This window comes from Verrucomicrobiia bacterium (genome assembly GCA_035765895.1).
Lineage (GTDB): Bacteria > Verrucomicrobiota > Verrucomicrobiia > Limisphaerales > DSYF01 > DSYF01.
In genome coordinates this window covers 60815-76588 of sequence record DASTWL010000016.1, presented here as the reverse complement: position 1 = coordinate 76588, position 15774 = coordinate 60815, and the positions used below count along the sequence as shown (strand labels likewise).

At 61.3% G+C, this 15774-nt stretch carries 7 protein-coding genes; all 7 read right to left on the bottom strand.

Annotation, left to right across the window (positions count from 1 at the left end; all coding sequences use genetic code 11):
- Nucleotides 1-12 precede the first annotated feature (12 nt).
- Nucleotides 13-2292, bottom strand: a complete 2280-nt coding sequence (locus VFV96_04015) for a protein kinase (GenBank protein ID HEU5069563.1) — start codon at nt 2290-2292, stop codon at nt 13-15.
- A 55-nt stretch (nt 2293-2347) separates the two neighbouring features.
- Nucleotides 2348-2935: an ECF-type sigma factor gene (locus tag VFV96_04010; GenBank protein HEU5069562.1), complete on the bottom strand. Its 588-nt coding sequence runs from the start codon at nt 2933-2935 to the stop codon at nt 2348-2350.
- A 191-nt stretch (nt 2936-3126) separates the two neighbouring features.
- Nucleotides 3127-6726: a family 43 glycosylhydrolase gene (locus VFV96_04005; GenBank protein HEU5069561.1), complete on the bottom strand. Its 3600-nt coding sequence runs from the start codon at nt 6724-6726 to the stop codon at nt 3127-3129.
- Nucleotides 6727-7275: 549 nt separating this feature from the next.
- Nucleotides 7276-8739: a Gfo/Idh/MocA family oxidoreductase gene (locus VFV96_04000; protein ID HEU5069560.1), complete on the bottom strand. Its 1464-nt coding sequence runs from the start codon at nt 8737-8739 to the stop codon at nt 7276-7278.
- Nucleotides 8740-8763: 24 nt separating this feature from the next.
- Nucleotides 8764-9525: a DUF1080 domain-containing protein gene (locus VFV96_03995; protein ID HEU5069559.1), complete on the bottom strand. Its 762-nt coding sequence runs from the start codon at nt 9523-9525 to the stop codon at nt 8764-8766.
- 134 nt (nt 9526-9659) lie between these two features.
- Nucleotides 9660-14669, bottom strand: coding sequence for a glycosyl hydrolase 115 family protein (locus VFV96_03990; GenBank protein HEU5069558.1), 5010 nt, complete (start codon nt 14667-14669; stop codon nt 9660-9662).
- Between the two features lie 311 nt (nt 14670-14980).
- The gene (locus VFV96_03985) at nt 14981-15754 is read right to left on the bottom strand and encodes a prepilin-type N-terminal cleavage/methylation domain-containing protein (GenBank protein HEU5069557.1); all 774 of its coding nucleotides are present in this window, start codon (nt 15752-15754) and stop codon (nt 14981-14983) included.
- Nucleotides 15755-15774: the final 20 nt, after the last annotated feature.

Below are 15774 nucleotides of genomic sequence, written 5' to 3'. Positions count from 1 at the left end.
ATGGGAATAGATCTATTGCGGGTTTGGATTGGCGGGAGAGACGAGACGCTCGGCTTCCCGCAGAAATATCGGATTCATGATCCAGCCGCCCACTCTGCCAGTCTGGTCATTGCCCAACTCGAGCTTCCGGCTGAAATAGTCGTCCACCATTTCCCGGCCCTGCTTCAGTTCGGCATCCGCCAGTTCAACCTTGCCCAATCGACGGGTGGCCATGCTCCGGATGATATGCGCGGCGGCCACACAGGATTGTGAATGATCGGGGTAACTGGAACATTTCTCCAACCATTCCAGACAGGCGTCATCGTTGCCGCGCCGGTATTCCCACAGGCCCAAGGCCAGGGTCCGCCACGCGGCGAGATACCAGCCGCCGTTCTCGCGCGGACTGTAATTGACCATGGAATTGGCGATGACCCGGGCGAAGGGTTCCAATCCTTTCATGGTGGCATCATCAGCGGGCAGCAGCAGGCTGGTCTTCAACAACTGCTCGCATGCCAAGGCATACGAAGACCCCTCCATGCGCGCCATCACCAGAAGTCGGATGCGCCGGTAGGCGTCCAGGTCGCCCGATTCAATCAGCAGCGGCGCCGCCGTCAGCAAATCAAAGGTCGTCTGCGTGGTTTGGTCCGCCTGATCCACATGATTCACCTGAATCAGCACGAGATAGCGATTGGCCGCCTGGGGCCATCTCCCCTGCAGCACATTCCAGTTGCCCAGTTCGCGAAAGACGGAAGCCGCCTCGGTGGAAGGCGTAAAGAATGGCAGGGGCACCAGGTCAACCAGCGCATCGGCCTCCTCCATGTCACCATGACTCAACAAGACGGCGGCCTGGGTGACCTTCTCCCGCGCCTCCGCCTCCTTGCGCAACTGGGTTTCGTTCGCCCGGGCCCGCTCCGCCTCGATGCGGGCCTCCTCGGCCTTTTGACGCAGACGCGCCTGTTCGAGGCGGGCCTCCCGTTCCTTGATGAACGAATGCGTGGCAACGCCCAGCCCGACCATCAGGGAAAGCACGGCGGCCGTTCCCGAAGCGTAAACACCCTTGTTGCGTTGGATCAGCTTCTTGAGCCGATACAGGCGGCTCGGCGGGCGGGCCAGAACGGGTTCATTGTTGAGGAAGCGGCGGACGTCAAACGCCAGCGCGTTGGCGGTTTCGTAGCGGCGCTGCCGGTCCTTCTCCAGCGCCTTCATGACGATCCAGTCCAGGTCGCCCTTGAGGGAACTGATGAGCCGGGGTGGCGCTTCCCGACGCAGGCTGGCGGTCAAAGCCAGCTTCGTGCTCGTCATGGAGGTCAACAACAAGGAAGGCCGCAGCGGATCGGCTTCGCGAATGGTCTGACGCATCTTGTCCAGCCCCGCGCCGACCAGTTCCTTCTGGTCAAACGGCGGCCGGCCGGTGAGCAATTCGTAAAGCAGCACCCCGAGCGAATAAATGTCGCTGCGCGTATCGACATCCAGCCCGCTCATCTCCGCCTGTTCGGGGCTCATGTAAGCGGGCGTGCCAATAAACTGCCCCTGCATCGTGACCGCCGCATCGTCCACCAGCCGCCCGGAAATGGCCTTGGCGATGCCGAAATCAATGACTTTGGGCACCGGGAGGCCATCGTGGCGGGCGATCAAGATGTTGGAAGGCTTGATGTCCCGATGAATCACGCCCTTCTGGTGGGCATGCTGGATGGCGTGACAAACGCGCACAAACAAATCCAGCCGCTCCCGCGCTCCCAAGTGATTCTCGTCACAGTAGCTCGTGATTTTCACCCCCTGCACCAGCTCCATCACAAAATAGGGCCGGCCGGTTTCCGTCGCGCCGGCATCGAGCACCTTGGCGATGTTCGGATGATCCATCAGGGCGAGCGCCTGTCGTTCCGCGTCAAACCGGGCGATGACGCTCCTGGTGTCCATCCCAAGTTTGATGATTTTCAACGCGACGAGGCGTTGGACCGGCTCTTGTTGCTGGGCCAGATAGACGATGCCACAGCCGCCTTCGCCGAGCTGCTTGAGCAACTGGTAACGGCCCACGCACTGGCCGAGCGTTTCGCCCAGAGACGCCGGGTCGTTGGTGGTCCATTGCCGGATTTCCGCCCGATCCACACCCAACCACTGCGAGGCGCATTCGGGAAAGAACCCCTCGGTGCGCGTGTGCGCCGCCAGCAGCCGGGTCAACCGGAGATGCAGTGCCACATCGCCATTGCAAGCCTCCCGCAAATAGGCCTCGCGCGCGGCCCCGGCTGCCTGGGCGAGCGCGGACTCGAAGAGCGATTGTTCTCTGGTGGTTTTCCCGTCCATGGTTCGTGCCAAGCCGGCAATATTCAGTGCGCAATCGGCTGGCAAAAGCAGAAGCCAGCCCGACGGTTCACGGGGGCGGCGGCGTGGTTTCCGCCAGCAGGCTCTCCAGCAACCAGGCCTTGGCGAAGGTCCACTTGTTGTGCACCGTGCGTTCGGTGACTCCCAGCAGTTCGCCCACTTCGGCATTCGTCAGTCCGCCGAAGAACTTCAGTGTAACAACGCGGCCCAGCTCGGCATCCTTCTCCTCCAATCGCTTCAGCGCTTCATCGATCAACAGAATCCGCTCGTCAGGCAGGTGGTCGGCAATGTCCACCTCCCCGATGTCAACGTGTTCCGCCCGGCCGCCGCGCTTGGAACTCATCTTGCGCCGGGCGCGTTCAATCAGGATGCGCCGCATGGCCTGCGCGGCGGCGCCAAAGAAATGCCCACGACTGCGCCACACCTTGTCGTTGCCATCCACCAGCCGCAGCCATGCTTCGTGGACCAGCGCGGTGGGTTGCAACGTCTGCCCCGGCAGCTCGTTCGAGATGCGGGCCGCAGCGAGGCGCCGCAACTCGTCATAGACCAGCGGCAGCAGTTGCTCGGAAGGGGCGCCCTGCGGGTCGATCGATTCCAGAACGCGGGTGATGTCACCGTGAACTTCGAGTTCAGACATGATGCCAACGCGGCTGTGGTTGGGGATTCATCCCCAACAGCGTAGGCGAACCCCGGCGGAAGAATCAATCTTGAACGACGCTCCAAGCGCAAGCGGAACAGCATGAAAGCCAACATCAACCCGCCTGAACCGAAGTTCCCCGCTTCATGTTCATCTCAATTGAACGGGCTTAACGGCAGCGCTGGAGAACATCATGGATCAACCCGGTAGAAGCGCGCGCTGCCGCTTGGGTTCACCACGAACGGTGAAACCGCAGAGTTGTTGGTCACCCAGGGCCCGTTGGGCTTCGCGGCTTCCAGAAGTGTTCCAACCCCATTCCAGGTCACGTCCCAGGTCACGACCAGCCGGTCCGAATTGGTCGGGCCGATTCGGAGATTTGCCAGCGAGCTGGCCGTCCAACCTTTCCACGTGGCATCACTGTTAAACGCCGGGCCGCTGCCCGACTGGCAGTAAACCAGGGATCCAGACCGTCGGATATACCGGCCGGGGAATCGATATGATTCAAACGACACGTCGGCGCTGTTGGCCAGGCCGGGTCGGATGCAAAACGTCGCATCCTCGTTGAACGTGCCCCCGACGGTATAGAGGTCCATCACCATTTGCCCGCTGCTGTTCTGCCGCAAATACCGATCGGACTTGTCAACCAGTTCAAATGAAACGGTGTTCAGGGCCTTGCTGGCAAGACCGGGAACCATGAGATATTGCGACGTTTCATCGCGCCAGTCGCTGTTGACCAGCGTGCCGACGCCGTTCGTATGAACGATGTAGTATCCGGGCGCACTGAACGCTTCCCAGCGGGCCACCGTGCCACCGCCGGTCATCGTCACGGGCTTGATGGTTCCATCCGGATTGTAGCTGAGGGAATCAAGCGCGGTATGCCGCGTTGAATAAACGCTGTCCCAATAATGATAGCAGATATACCACGTGTCGTTGTTTGGCACCTGGAGGAACGCATGACTGCCAGGGCCTTTGTGCAAGCTGTCGGAAGTGAGAATCTGTCCTCGATAAGTCCACGGGCCGATGGGTGAACTCGATGTGGCATACCGGACATTGTAGGTATTGGTTTTCCAGCTTCCGTTGGAGTAGGAGAGGTAGTAAGTGCCGCTGCGTTTGCTCATGAACGGAGCTTCCGTGAAGCCCGACGGCGTCACCACGTTCAGCGGGCCGATGAAGGAGGTCATCGTGTTCGTATCCAACTGGCGAATCCCCAAGTTGGCTCCCGCGCTGCCGCCGTAATACAGGTAGGCCTTTCCATCGGTATCAATGAAGACCATGGGATCAATGGCCTCAATCCGCGGAGAAGCAGTCTGGCTGAGCACCAAGGGCGAACCGATGTCCGTGAAGGGTCCGGCGGGAGAACTGCCGACCGCCACACCGATCTTGCTGTCCTGCCACCCCGCGGCTCCGCCCATGGCGTAGTAGAAATAATAGCTGTCGTTGAAGTAAACCACGCACGGCGCCCAGCCATAACCGTTGGTGGCCCAACTGCTCTGCGACAGGTTAAAGACCTGTCCTTGATCCACCCAGTCAACCAGGTTGGTGGACGAGAAAGCGCGAAATGATTTGGTGTCTTCCGTGGTAGGGTAAACCCAATACTTCCCAGCAAAATAACCGATAAACGGGTCGGCATGGTGACTCGGGAGAATCGGGTTTCGGATGGCAGGGGCCACGTTCGTCACCGTCAGCGAAACACTCGAGGAACTGGACAGGCCATTGGTGTCCGTCACCGTGGCCGTCAACAGCTTGCTGCCGGGGCTGGTGCCCGGGCTGACCATCACCGTATTCGTCCATACGTTCACGGTGGTTTGATTCAACACCATCGGCACCGACGAACCGCCGCCAATCGCGCTGGCGTCCAGCGTGACGCCGGTGACGGCGCCATCCCCGTTCATGGTGGTCACACTGACGAAGGTCTTCTGGCCCGGCGCCAACGACGTCGGCGCAGCGGTCGTGACGGAGCTTGGCGGAACATGAACATTGTAACGCAGCACCACTGTGTTGCCGCTGGTCACGACGGTATAGTTCGCCGCATTGGCCGGCGCGGTCCCGAGAAACACCGGCGTTGGAGCACAGGCGCCCACGATTCCATTCGTGGCTTGAAACAGCACATAGTCGGAGGCATCCAGATTGGCCGCGCCTCCGGTGGCGTTGACGTAAACAATGCTGTTGTTGCAGTTCAGCACCCCGCCCACCGGCACGCGATCATTCGCGCCGGCCGCCGACGTGCTCAACTCGAACCGATTGAATGAGCCATTGTTCAAGGTGAGGTCGGCCAGGAAGGTCAAAGTCCCGATCCCATCATTGCCGGGAGCGATGGCCGAAGCCGGACTCATGGCGATGCCGCCATTGACCCTGCCAATACCGCTCAACACCTTGCCGGTCGCCACGGTGAATGACGAAATGTTCAATCCACTCACGTCCAGTGCCGCGGTGCTGCCGACGAGGCTGATTGAGCTGGCCAGACTGCCACTGCCGCTCAGCGCCAGCACTCCGTCGTTGATGGTGGTGACGCCCGAGAAGGTGTTGCCTCCGGACAATGTCAGGGTGCCCGTGCCCGTCTTGACCAGACTGCCGCCGCCGGCCAGTAAACCGTCAAAGGTGCTGCTGATGTTGTTCCCGCCCACATTCAGGGCAACGGCGTTGCCGACGGTATCGGAAAGCGCCTGGGCAGAGTTGCCGGTCAAACCACCAACATTGAACGCCGCGGTATTCACCGCCGCTGCAAAGGACACGGGATTGATCGCGGTGGCGACCAGATTCAAGGTCGCATTACTGAGCGCATGGAGATGGTTCAGTTGCAGGACGCGATGGACGGCGCTGGCAACAATGTTGTTGTTCGCGTTGGTCACCGTGATGGTGCCGCTGTAGGGATTGGCAGCGCTTAATCTGACCACGCCCGTATCGCCACCGCCATTCACATTCGCGCCGCCGGACACCTGCAAGGCGGCACTGCCGCTGATGGGCGCGATGATGTGCAGCGTTTCGAAGTTCGCGCTGTCACTGCTACCGGCGCCGAGCGCGCCGAGAAAGGAGGCCGCGGTGACGGTGACCGTTCCCCCGATGACGCAGACGGAAGCGTCACTGGAGGCGCCCGCCTGATCCATGAGTCCGCCGTTCAGAACATAGTTGGCGAAGTTGTAGGCCACCGTCGTGTTGCCGGCAGCGTTGTTGCCGACCTTGCCAAGAAAGCGGCCGCCGGAATCAATCGAAAGGAAATCCCCGCCAAAGATGTTGGTCGTTCCCGTGGTCGTGTTGTTTACCGAGCGAATCACCTGCGCGCCGGTGAAATAGCTGTTCCCGCCCGATGGCACCCCGGTGGGATTCCAGTTGGTCGAACCGGTAAAGCTCGAAGTCCCGGCGGCATCACTTGTCCTGAGCGATACATTGGCCGCCGATGCAACCGAAAGGGTTGCCAGGAGCAGGAGCGTGGAGGCCAGTCCGGGTGTTGCGGTCCAGGACGGCGCCGGGATCCACCGCCAGAATGCTGAATACAGGCTTGTCATACGGTCAGGTTCGGCAACGGCGCCCGCCGCCCATTGAGGACTCAGGGGAAGGCGGTGAAAGCAGTTGCTGCCAACGGAGCCGCTGGGGTCCATCCAGTGGAGCAGAAACTCGGGAGGAACGTTGGTGACGTGGAGTCCGAAGTGATTGCCATCCAGCAGGAGCAGGGCGGACAGGTCTGGCGGAGCAAGTGGATTGACGACGGCGGCCTGGCCCGGCAACTGGACCGGGAGCAAACACCCCATCACTTGCACCACCAGCAAACACTCGTTTCGATCATGATTCGTCATAGACATTCTCGGTGTTGCGGCGAGAGGGATCCGGCCGTCCTAAAACAGGGCTTTCAACAAGCAATGCGCGAAGACGTTTCCAAACCGGAAAACGGAATTCTGCTCCGACAGAATGAAAAAGCGGGGACCGCCCCCAAGCGGTCCCCGCGAACCCAACCAACCAACCAACCCAAAATCACTGTAAGTCCCTACGCCATAATTCAACACGCAGAGCGTCCCGGCCCCGCCAAGCGCAGGGCCACCGACCCAGCGACAAGCTGACCCACCCGACGCACCTCCGCGCATCGTGCGGCTTCGTTTTATAGTGCGTATTTGTCAGCCCAAAACGGAAAGGGCCATTCCCGATACTGAAGCTCCGGTTGGAGTGCGGATCTCGCCGCGCTTCGCGATACCGTCACCTGCCCAGCGGCGCCGCCTCAGGGGACCAATGCTTTGTTGCAATCTTGGGATTCGCAGGTCGTCCAAGACAGGAATGCGCCCCGTCGGGCAGTCCGAACGAATCCCGCCAACCCGGTCCCAACAAATCCATCCCGGACGAGCCGGTTCAGGTTACAATTTGTAATACTGTTCCCAATCCTTGCGCGGAGGAACGCCGTTTAAGAGTTCATTCGCGACCTTGTGATTCGTGATCTGCTTCGTGGCACGATCGAACTCAAGCCTGGCGTTCACACGTTGCGCGATGATGCCGATGGCCATGGTCTGACACAATGGACCGGCCACGGCGAAGTTTGAGCGGGTCTTCTCTTCCCCCTTCGCCGCCTTCAGGAAGTTGGCAAAGTGATTCGACGGGCTCCTCGGCACCTGGGGCAGCTTGGACCCCATGTCCCTGGCCTTGCTCTCCGGAATGATCTTGAGGGTGCTGCCGTGCGAGCCGCCTTTGAACGTCAACCCTTCGCCGTAAATGACCTTTCCCGGTGGGCGCTTCTTGTTATCCGGCTCGGCGGCGCCGCGCGACGGGGGCGGAATGTCGGAGTCCGTCACGGATTCGCCCATGTTCTCGGGCAGCGGCGGCAGGTTGTTCTGGCCGTCATACCACGTGAGTTCCAGCGCGGGCTTGTTGCCGCGCGCCGGGAATTTGAACGTCAGCGTCGAGGCCTGCGGGAAAATGAACGGGTTATGGCCCTCCAATTCCGCATCCACTTCGGTCGGCAGCCCGAGGTCGAGGAACTCGTGCGCGGTGTCGAAGATGTGCGCCCCCCAGTCGCCGAGCGCGCCGTTGCCGAAGTCGAACCACGAGCGCCATTCGCCGTTGATGTAGCCCGAGTTGTAGGCGTGGTGCCTGGCGGTGGCGAGCCAGCAGTCCCAGTCGAGCGTGCCGGGGATGGGTTCTGCGGGGAGATAGCCGGCAAGTTTGCTGTAGGCGAATTTCGGGGTGTCGTGCCAGCGGCGCGAGTTGTTCATGAACGCGGTGATTTTCGTCACGTTCTTGATGATGCCCGCCTCGGTCCAGGCCTTGAACTGGAAGTAGTTTGCCTCGGAGTGGCCCTGGTTGCCCATCTGGCAGGCGACCTGGTATTTCTTTTCCGCCGCCATCATGAGTTCAATCTGCCGGAAGCTGTGCGCCATCGGTTTCTCCACATAGACATGCTTGCCGAGCGACATTGCGAGCATCGTGATGGGGAAGTGCGAGAAATCGGGCGTCGCAACGCTGACGGCGTCAATCTCCTTGCCCATCTGGTCGAACAGCTTCCGGAAATCCTGAAAGCGCGGCACGCCGGGGAACATCTTCAAGACCGGCCCGGTGTGCCTTGCCCCCATGTCCGTATCGCACAACGCCACGACTTCCGCGAGCCCGGTGGCGTGAAGCGCCTTCACCACGTCCGCGCCGCGATTGCCGATGCCGATGCAGGCAAGCTTCACCTTCCCGCCCGGGCGGCGGCGGGCAGGGGCGTCCGCGGCGAACACGGTCGGCGGAGCAATGACGGAAATGGTCCCGGCGGCCAGAACACCCTTGATAAATGAACGCCGCCCCATTGGCCGGCCCAATTGGCCGGTGCGTGAACTTGATTTCATTTTAAAATTCATAGGACGGATGGATTACTTGCCGGCGGGCGTGCGGATCTTGATGTTGCGGAACGAAACCGTGTTGCCGTGCTCCTGCAGCAGGATGTGACCGTCAGCCCATTCGCCAAAGTTGGCAATGTTCTTGAATTTGCTCTGCGCCACGAGCGCCCGAAACACCGCCGAGCCGCGCTCATACTCAACCACTTTCCGCCCATTGAGCCAGTGCTCGACATGTTTGCCACGGACCACAATGCGCGCGGTGTTCCACTCGCCAATCAGATTGGGCTGCTTCGCTGGCGACGCCGGGATCAAGTCGTAGAGGGATGAAACCGTGCGGTTGCCATCGCGCCCCAGCTTGGCGTCGGGATGCCGTTCATCGTCGAGGATCTGAAACTCGAGCCCGATGGCTGATCCGACGCCGGTCGGCCGGCCGGTCTGTTTGTCAATCGGCGTCAGGTTCGGTTGGACGAAATACTTGATGCCACTGTTCGCGCCGGGCGTAAGCTTGAAATCCACCATCAATTCAAATTCCGAAAACCGCTCCCGGGTGATGATGTCGCCACCACCGGCAGATTCCGCCCCCTTGTTGTCATGCACCGTCAGCACGCCATCCTTGATGGTCCAGCCCTTCCGGGGAAACGCATCCGTCTTTGAACTGCGCCACCCATCCGTGGTCTTGCCGTCCCAAAGCAAACGCCAGCCGGCGGTCATTTCCGCGTCGGTGAGCGTGTTGGGTGGCGCGGGATCCGCCGCGAGTGCAGGGATGATCGCTGAAAACAGGAGCAACTTGGACATGACTGTGATTTTCATGAGCTGTGATACATGGATGATTTCCGGTGGCCTGATTTGGGATGCGACGACATGGGTTCAGTGAGACAAATCTGGAGTTCAGATCGCAGGGTCATTGTGAGATGAAGCCGTTCGTTCGGCTACGGATGCGCCACGCTTAACCGGAGAAAGCGTGCCGTGTTGGTCATCTCCTCCGGGTCAATGACCGTAACCGGTGCGGCCGGCGCCAAACCTCCCGGATCAGGGGCAACGGCGCTGGACCAGATCTCCGTCCCGCCCGAGATCAGTTCCACCAAGCTGCTGGCCGCCTTGACGCGCAGAGAGACGTCAGTTTGGTCCCTGGCCCGGTTAAACGTGACCGCAAGATGGTTGTTCGTAATGGCCGCCGCCAGCCACGTGCCGTTGCTCACGGTGGGGTAACTGCCCATCGCGTATTCGAGCAGGTTGGGAATCCCGTCGTGATCGGGATCGGCGGCATCGGCCGCGTCGCCGGCATTGTTGGTCGTGCCAAAAAAGGCCATCCGCCAGTTGCCGAGCGAAGGGGCCACCGCGCTGGTAGTAACCGGGACAAACGTGAAGTTATCCAGAACGACCTGATAACTGCTGGAGGATGCGTTTTTGCCCGTGACCGTGAATTTGAGATATTTCGGACCTGCCGTTGCGTTGGTGAACCGCAGTGTCACGAGGTTCGTGTAGGCAACGGAGGCTGTGTAGAAGTCCAGCGGACCTCCCAGGTTGACGAATGGTCCGTTGACTGAATTGCCCATCGCCATTTGCGCGATGCCGCGGTTATTCCACGCCTTGACGTGCACCGTCAGGTCATAGATGCCAGCGTCGAGGTGGGGCAATGTGAACGTGATGTATTGCCCGATGCCGGTTGCATCCAGGGACACGGCCCCGTCCCCGCTGAGCCCTGATTCCGAAAACGCGTGGTAAGGCCCCGATGTGACGAAGTCCAGATGCTCAGCTTCGAACACGCCGCTGTTGATGGTGACGGTCACCTTGTCGAGCACCACGCCAGGGTCCACCATCCAGACCTTCAGGGTTTGCAGGCCGGGGTTGGCGATCGTATGGCTGGACCGCCCATTGGCCATGGCCCGCAACACGTTGGCGCTCCATGCCGAGGAGTTTTCATCGGCGTTGATGTCGATGATTTGTGGCGTGTCGCCGTTCAATGAAACGGCATAACGACAGCCAACATGGTCGGAAGTGATCTTGTGCGTGGGCAGGCACCCCACCTGCACCACGGCCGCGCCCGCGCCAAAGGTGTGAAACTGGTAAGTGAGCGAGGGCGTATTGCTCGTGATCGCTCCCGGATCAATTGCCGCCGTCGTGACCGGCAAGATCGTCATGCCGTCACGAGACGCACAGGCGCGGGTCAGCTTCCGCCAGCCGACGCCGTTGGTGCTGTCCTGCCGCGATGTATAATTCTCCGCTTCAATCGTGACGACGCCATTGTTCTCCACCGCCGGCGGGAGCGCCGCAAGATTGAGGGAGAGCGGGTAAAAGGCCTTCACATTTACCGTGTTGGTGACGCCGGCACCCCGGATGGTGACCGTGCCAGGAACGGCATAACCGCGGGGCGCACCCGCCCAATCAATGCCGACCCAAATCCGCGCGTCGGTGCTGCCGTTGGTCTGCGTAAGCGTGATCCACGGCGCGCTGCTTTGCGCCGTCCACGACATCGCGCTCGTGCCGGTGTTGAAGACATCAATGAAATACGACTTGCCGGCCGACAGATTGAATGTCGGCAGCACGCCCGTATTGGTTCCCAACACATTGGCGGAGCCTTCCACAGCCACGCCCAAACCCGCAGCGGCGGGTGCGGCATGGCTGCCAAGCGTGGGCATGATGTAAGGCGCCTTTGCTTCACCGGTGGTGGTGACAGTCATCGTGCGATTCCATTTTCCACCCGCGTTGGTTTGGTTGTAAAACGCCGTCTCCGTGAAAATGGCGTTCTGCGCGGCTTGCGCGGCAAGGGCGAGATTCGTCGTGGCGGCACGGCCCTGCGCGGCCCACAAGCGGCCGCGTTCCGCGAGCAGGACTTTCTGATTTTGCAAATCCGCCCCGCGGATCGGATACAGAATCATCTCGTAGAACGTGGCTTTCTGATTCGCCGGCAGTTGCGCGTAGAGCGCATTGGCCGACGCAGTGAGCGCGGCGAATTGATCCAGCCGCAGCTGCGCCTCGTCGCCGTTGCTGATCAGACTGAAGCCGCTCGTCGTGAAATTGAGCTGTTCCGGGCGCGCGCTGATGTTCAGCCGATAGTATTCCTCCAGCAAAGTTGCGATGGCTTCGGCGTTCGTTGCGCCGAAATTCCGCGCGGCCCATTGGGCGAGATAGGCGTGCTGGTCGAAATTGCGAAACGCCTCCGGGTTCCAAGCGAGACGAAGGAAGAATTCCATGCCGATTTCGCCCGGCTTCAAGTCACCGACGTTGGCAATCCAGAGCCGGCGCGCCTGGTAATCCCACGCCTTCATCATCTCCTCGCACGTCATCGCGGGTGGCGTGGTGAGCAGCCAGAGGTAACTCTTCGGCGGCCCCCAATACGAGAGGTGATAATAAACGCCCGAGCCACCGCTGCGGGCGCGTTCCGCCGCGCTGGAAAGCTGGCGAATGTAACCGTGATTGTCGTCGGGCCAGCACAGCGTGATGTCGTCGGGCACTTGCATTCCCGTCTGGTAAAGCACGAGCGCCTCCTTGTAGGGGACGAACACCTGAGGAACGAGCGCCGGGTTGGGGTTGACGTGGTCGCTGATCATCTGGCGCTGGTCGGGGATGATGAAGTTCTCCAACTCGTCAGCCTTCTGCTGCGTCGTCAGGCCGGGCGGCGTGATCATGGCGTCGTCGCCCAGCCCCCGCATTCCGACGGTGTAGATGGTCTCGTTGGTCGCGGTCTCGATGACCCGCTGCTCCCAGAAGCTGTAAATGTTCGCGCGGTTGGTCCAATAGTTGTAGGCGCCAAGCGTCGTGGGGTTGTATTCCGACGTGTTGCGCAGCATCGGCTCGTGGTGCGACGTGCCGACGACGATGGCGTAGTTCTCCGCCATGTCCTGGTTGCCGGGGACCGTGTAGAACGCCTTCGTGACATTGTGCATCGCGGGCCAGATGTAGTTGGCGCGCAGTCGCAGCAGCAGCTCGAAAATCCGCGCGTAGGCGGTCGGACCGATCTGACCCGACGGATCAAACACCTGTTCCGCCCAGGGATTCAGCCCCCAATCCTCGTCATTCAGGAAGATGCCGCGATACTTTACGCCGGGCGACGGCTCGGTGTAAGTGCCGGCGCCGACGTAAAGCGCCGCCCGCGGCATCACAGGGACGTCACCGAACCAATACCACGGCGAAACGCCGATCGCTTCCGAAAGTCCAAAGACACCAAACGCCGTCCCGCGCCGGTCGCTGCCGGCGATCACCAACGCCCGACTCACCCCGGCAACGGGATTCGTGACGACCGTGGCAAGGTAGGATTCCCATTGTCCTTGAATCGAGCTGACGTTGATCTTCCCGGCGGCGATCAGCCCATCAATCAACGCGCTCTGGCCGATGGTCCCGACGAAGACTGCATTGGTCGTCGCTGCAGGCGTGTTCGTGGAAAGGGGCGGGGTCACCCCGGTCACCCGCTGCACGTCATCGCGCAATGCGCTTGCCGCGATCCCAACCACCGTTGCGTCGTTGGCGCTGTAATAAATCGGCGCGCTCTGGCCTCCTGCCACAAGCGGCAGCGACCCGACGCCGTTGGTGTCCGAAAGGGGCAGGAACGACGACGCCCAGAACGGCGCGCCGGAGGCAACAACCGTCAGCGCAATTTTGAGCGACGCCGAGCGGCCTTGAGCGTCACTGACGCCGGCAGTCAAAAGCAGGCTGCCCGGAGAAGTGTTGGATGGCACAGCGACGTTGAATGAGAAAACACTGTCACCAGCGGTGATGTCGCCGTGCGTGCCGTCATCGTAAAAGGTCTGCACGGCGGAGCCCCCAACCGGAGTCAGATTGGCCGTGACCGTGATGCCGGTGCTGGGCGGATTCGCAGCGGGAGTCATGGCGACCGTCAGCAAGGCTGGCTGGCTGGCCGCAACGACGGGCGGGCGGGCCGCACCCACGGCAACCAGATTGGTGGCAACAATCGCAATGGTCCCATTCAATGCGAGTTTGTTGGTCCAGATCATCGCCGGGCTCGGCAAGGTTGGAAGATTCAAGGTGCTGAACGCCCCGGTGATCGGAGCGCTAAAGAGTGCGAACGTGTCACCCGCGAACAAGTTGGTCGGGCCGACATTCGTCACGGTGAGGGTCGCGCCCGGGTTGACTGTGATGCTTGGCGCGGCCAGCCGGTCGTTGGTTGGTGCGCCGGACCGGTCAATTCGCATCATCACGTTGCCGGCAATCATCGCGGCATTGGACGCAGTGAACGTGGCGAGTGAAGCCGTCAAAGGCCCGCGCGCGGGAATGCCTGGCGCAATTTTTCCACCCGCCAGCACCGAGAGCGTCCCGCCGCAGCTGCCGGTCCCGCCAAGCGTGCCGCCGTTGGTGACGATGAGGTTGCCGGGACCGTTCGGAGCATTGATCAGCAAGGTTCCGCCAGCCACGGTGGTGGTGCCGGTGTAGGAATTGGTGCCGGCGAAGATGACCACACCGTTGTCCGCACCCGCGTTCACGTTGGGGCCACCCAGTTGAAGCGATCCACTGCCGGTAATGGGTGCGGTGACCCACAGCGTCTCGAAGTCGGGCGAACCTGACAGCGCCCCCATGTAGCTCAGTGTCCCGGCTTGGAGCATGACACCTCCGGCCAGCATCTCGAGGTAGTAATCATTTCCCGCGTTCGCGAAGTCCGCCAGACCGCCATTCAGGATGAGATTGCTGATCGTTACGGTCTGGCCGCCCGGTCCCTTCATCAGGAAACGCCCCCCCGCATCAATGCGCAGCGAGCTGCCCGCAAACGTGTAGGACACCGTGTTCGCCGGCGAGCGCAGCGTGAAGGCGGCCGTGACGTAAGTATTGGTGCCGTTCGGCGCCCTGCCGTTGTCCCAGTTTCCCGCCGCATTGAAACTGGAGGTTCCCTGGGCATCGGAGGCGCTCAACGAAACATCCGCTCCGTGTGACCCGGCGACGCCGGCCGCGAGCACCAGGCCGGCCGCGAGCAGCAATCTCGCTGTCATTCTCGATAATCCCGCACGCCAATTCCCGGCTGTTTGCAATTGAGTTTTACCTGACATGGACGTCTGCCTTTATGATGGGTCAGAGGCTGCGGGACGCATCGCGCTTTCCAACGTCAAGGCGTGGTGAAGCACGTGGGCGTGATGTTGTTTCGCCGCGCCGCGCAATGGGGAGACACATGCATCGCTGAGACCGCGCCAGGCACAACCAACACCACGCGCCCCGCCGACCGGCCCGCTTGATGAACGCAGAAACCCTGATTTCAATCAGCTCTCCATGAGGTTGGCTGCCGCGGCTTCGAGATGCCGGCGTGTCAGCGCCAGCGCTTTGCTTCAAGCGCCGGAAGCGCAGCGCGCAGGGCCGGATCAAAATCGTCGGGATTTTGATACATGAATGCCGCGCGGTCGCTGGTTCTCCAACAGGTCAGAAAATACATGCGCTCGAACTTCACCCATTCGGCTGAACCATCCACATACAACTGGTTGCCGCCCGCCGGTGCCCGCGACGAACCGATGCGGTGCGGCGGCATGTTGGCATAAACAAACTCCCGGCCCGGTTCCGTGCCGCCCCAGACCAGCGGACTCCCAACCTTCATCACGGCGTCGGCGGCCATCACCCAGGTTGGTTTGGCCTGCGACAGCTTGACCGGGCTGCGCGCCGTGAACTTGCCCGCCGGGTTGTTCCAACTGGTAAATCCGCCGAAAAACTGGAAGCCGATCACCCATTGGTTGGGGGAGCTTTCCCGAACCGGCAAGCCAGGCCGGCCCGGACAGGTCCAGATTGAAACCGAATTGGTTTGCACAACCAAGCCGACCAGCGCCGCGGCTGAGGCTTCCGGTGGATTGAGGCAGTTCTGGACCCGGGCGGCGCTAGCGCCATCGTCGCGCGCACTCAGGACGCGGTCTTCGAAGTCCAGCGCATACAGGTTCATGCCGATGCCGATCTGGCGCAGATTGTTCAAGCAGCCGGCGCGTTTGCCCTTTTCCTTCGCTGTCGCCAACGCGGGCAACAACATGGCCGCAAGGATGGCGATGATGGCGATCACCACCAGCAACTCAATGAGTGTGAACGCTCGCTTGTTGCGCATGATAATGCTTTCCAGTTTCT

What these genes read in the sequence shown, in the direction of transcription:
- VFV96_04010 (HEU5069562.1), bottom strand. Translation starts at nt 2,935, where the DNA reads ATGTCTGAACTCGAAGTTCACGGTGACATCACCCGCGTTCTGGAATCG.
- VFV96_04005 (HEU5069561.1), bottom strand. Translation starts at nt 6,726, where the DNA reads ATGACGAATCATGATCGAAACGAGTGTTTGCTGGTGGTGCAAGTGATG.
- VFV96_04000 (HEU5069560.1), bottom strand. Translation starts at nt 8,739, where the DNA reads ATGAAATCAAGTTCACGCACCGGCCAATTGGGCCGGCCAATGGGGCGG.
- VFV96_03995 (HEU5069559.1), bottom strand. Translation starts at nt 9,525, where the DNA reads ATGTCCAAGTTGCTCCTGTTTTCAGCGATCATCCCTGCACTCGCGGCG.
- VFV96_03990 (HEU5069558.1), bottom strand. Translation starts at nt 14,669, where the DNA reads ATGACAGCGAGATTGCTGCTCGCGGCCGGCCTGGTGCTCGCGGCCGGC.
- VFV96_03985 (HEU5069557.1), bottom strand. Translation starts at nt 15,754, where the DNA reads ATGCGCAACAAGCGAGCGTTCACACTCATTGAGTTGCTGGTGGTGATC.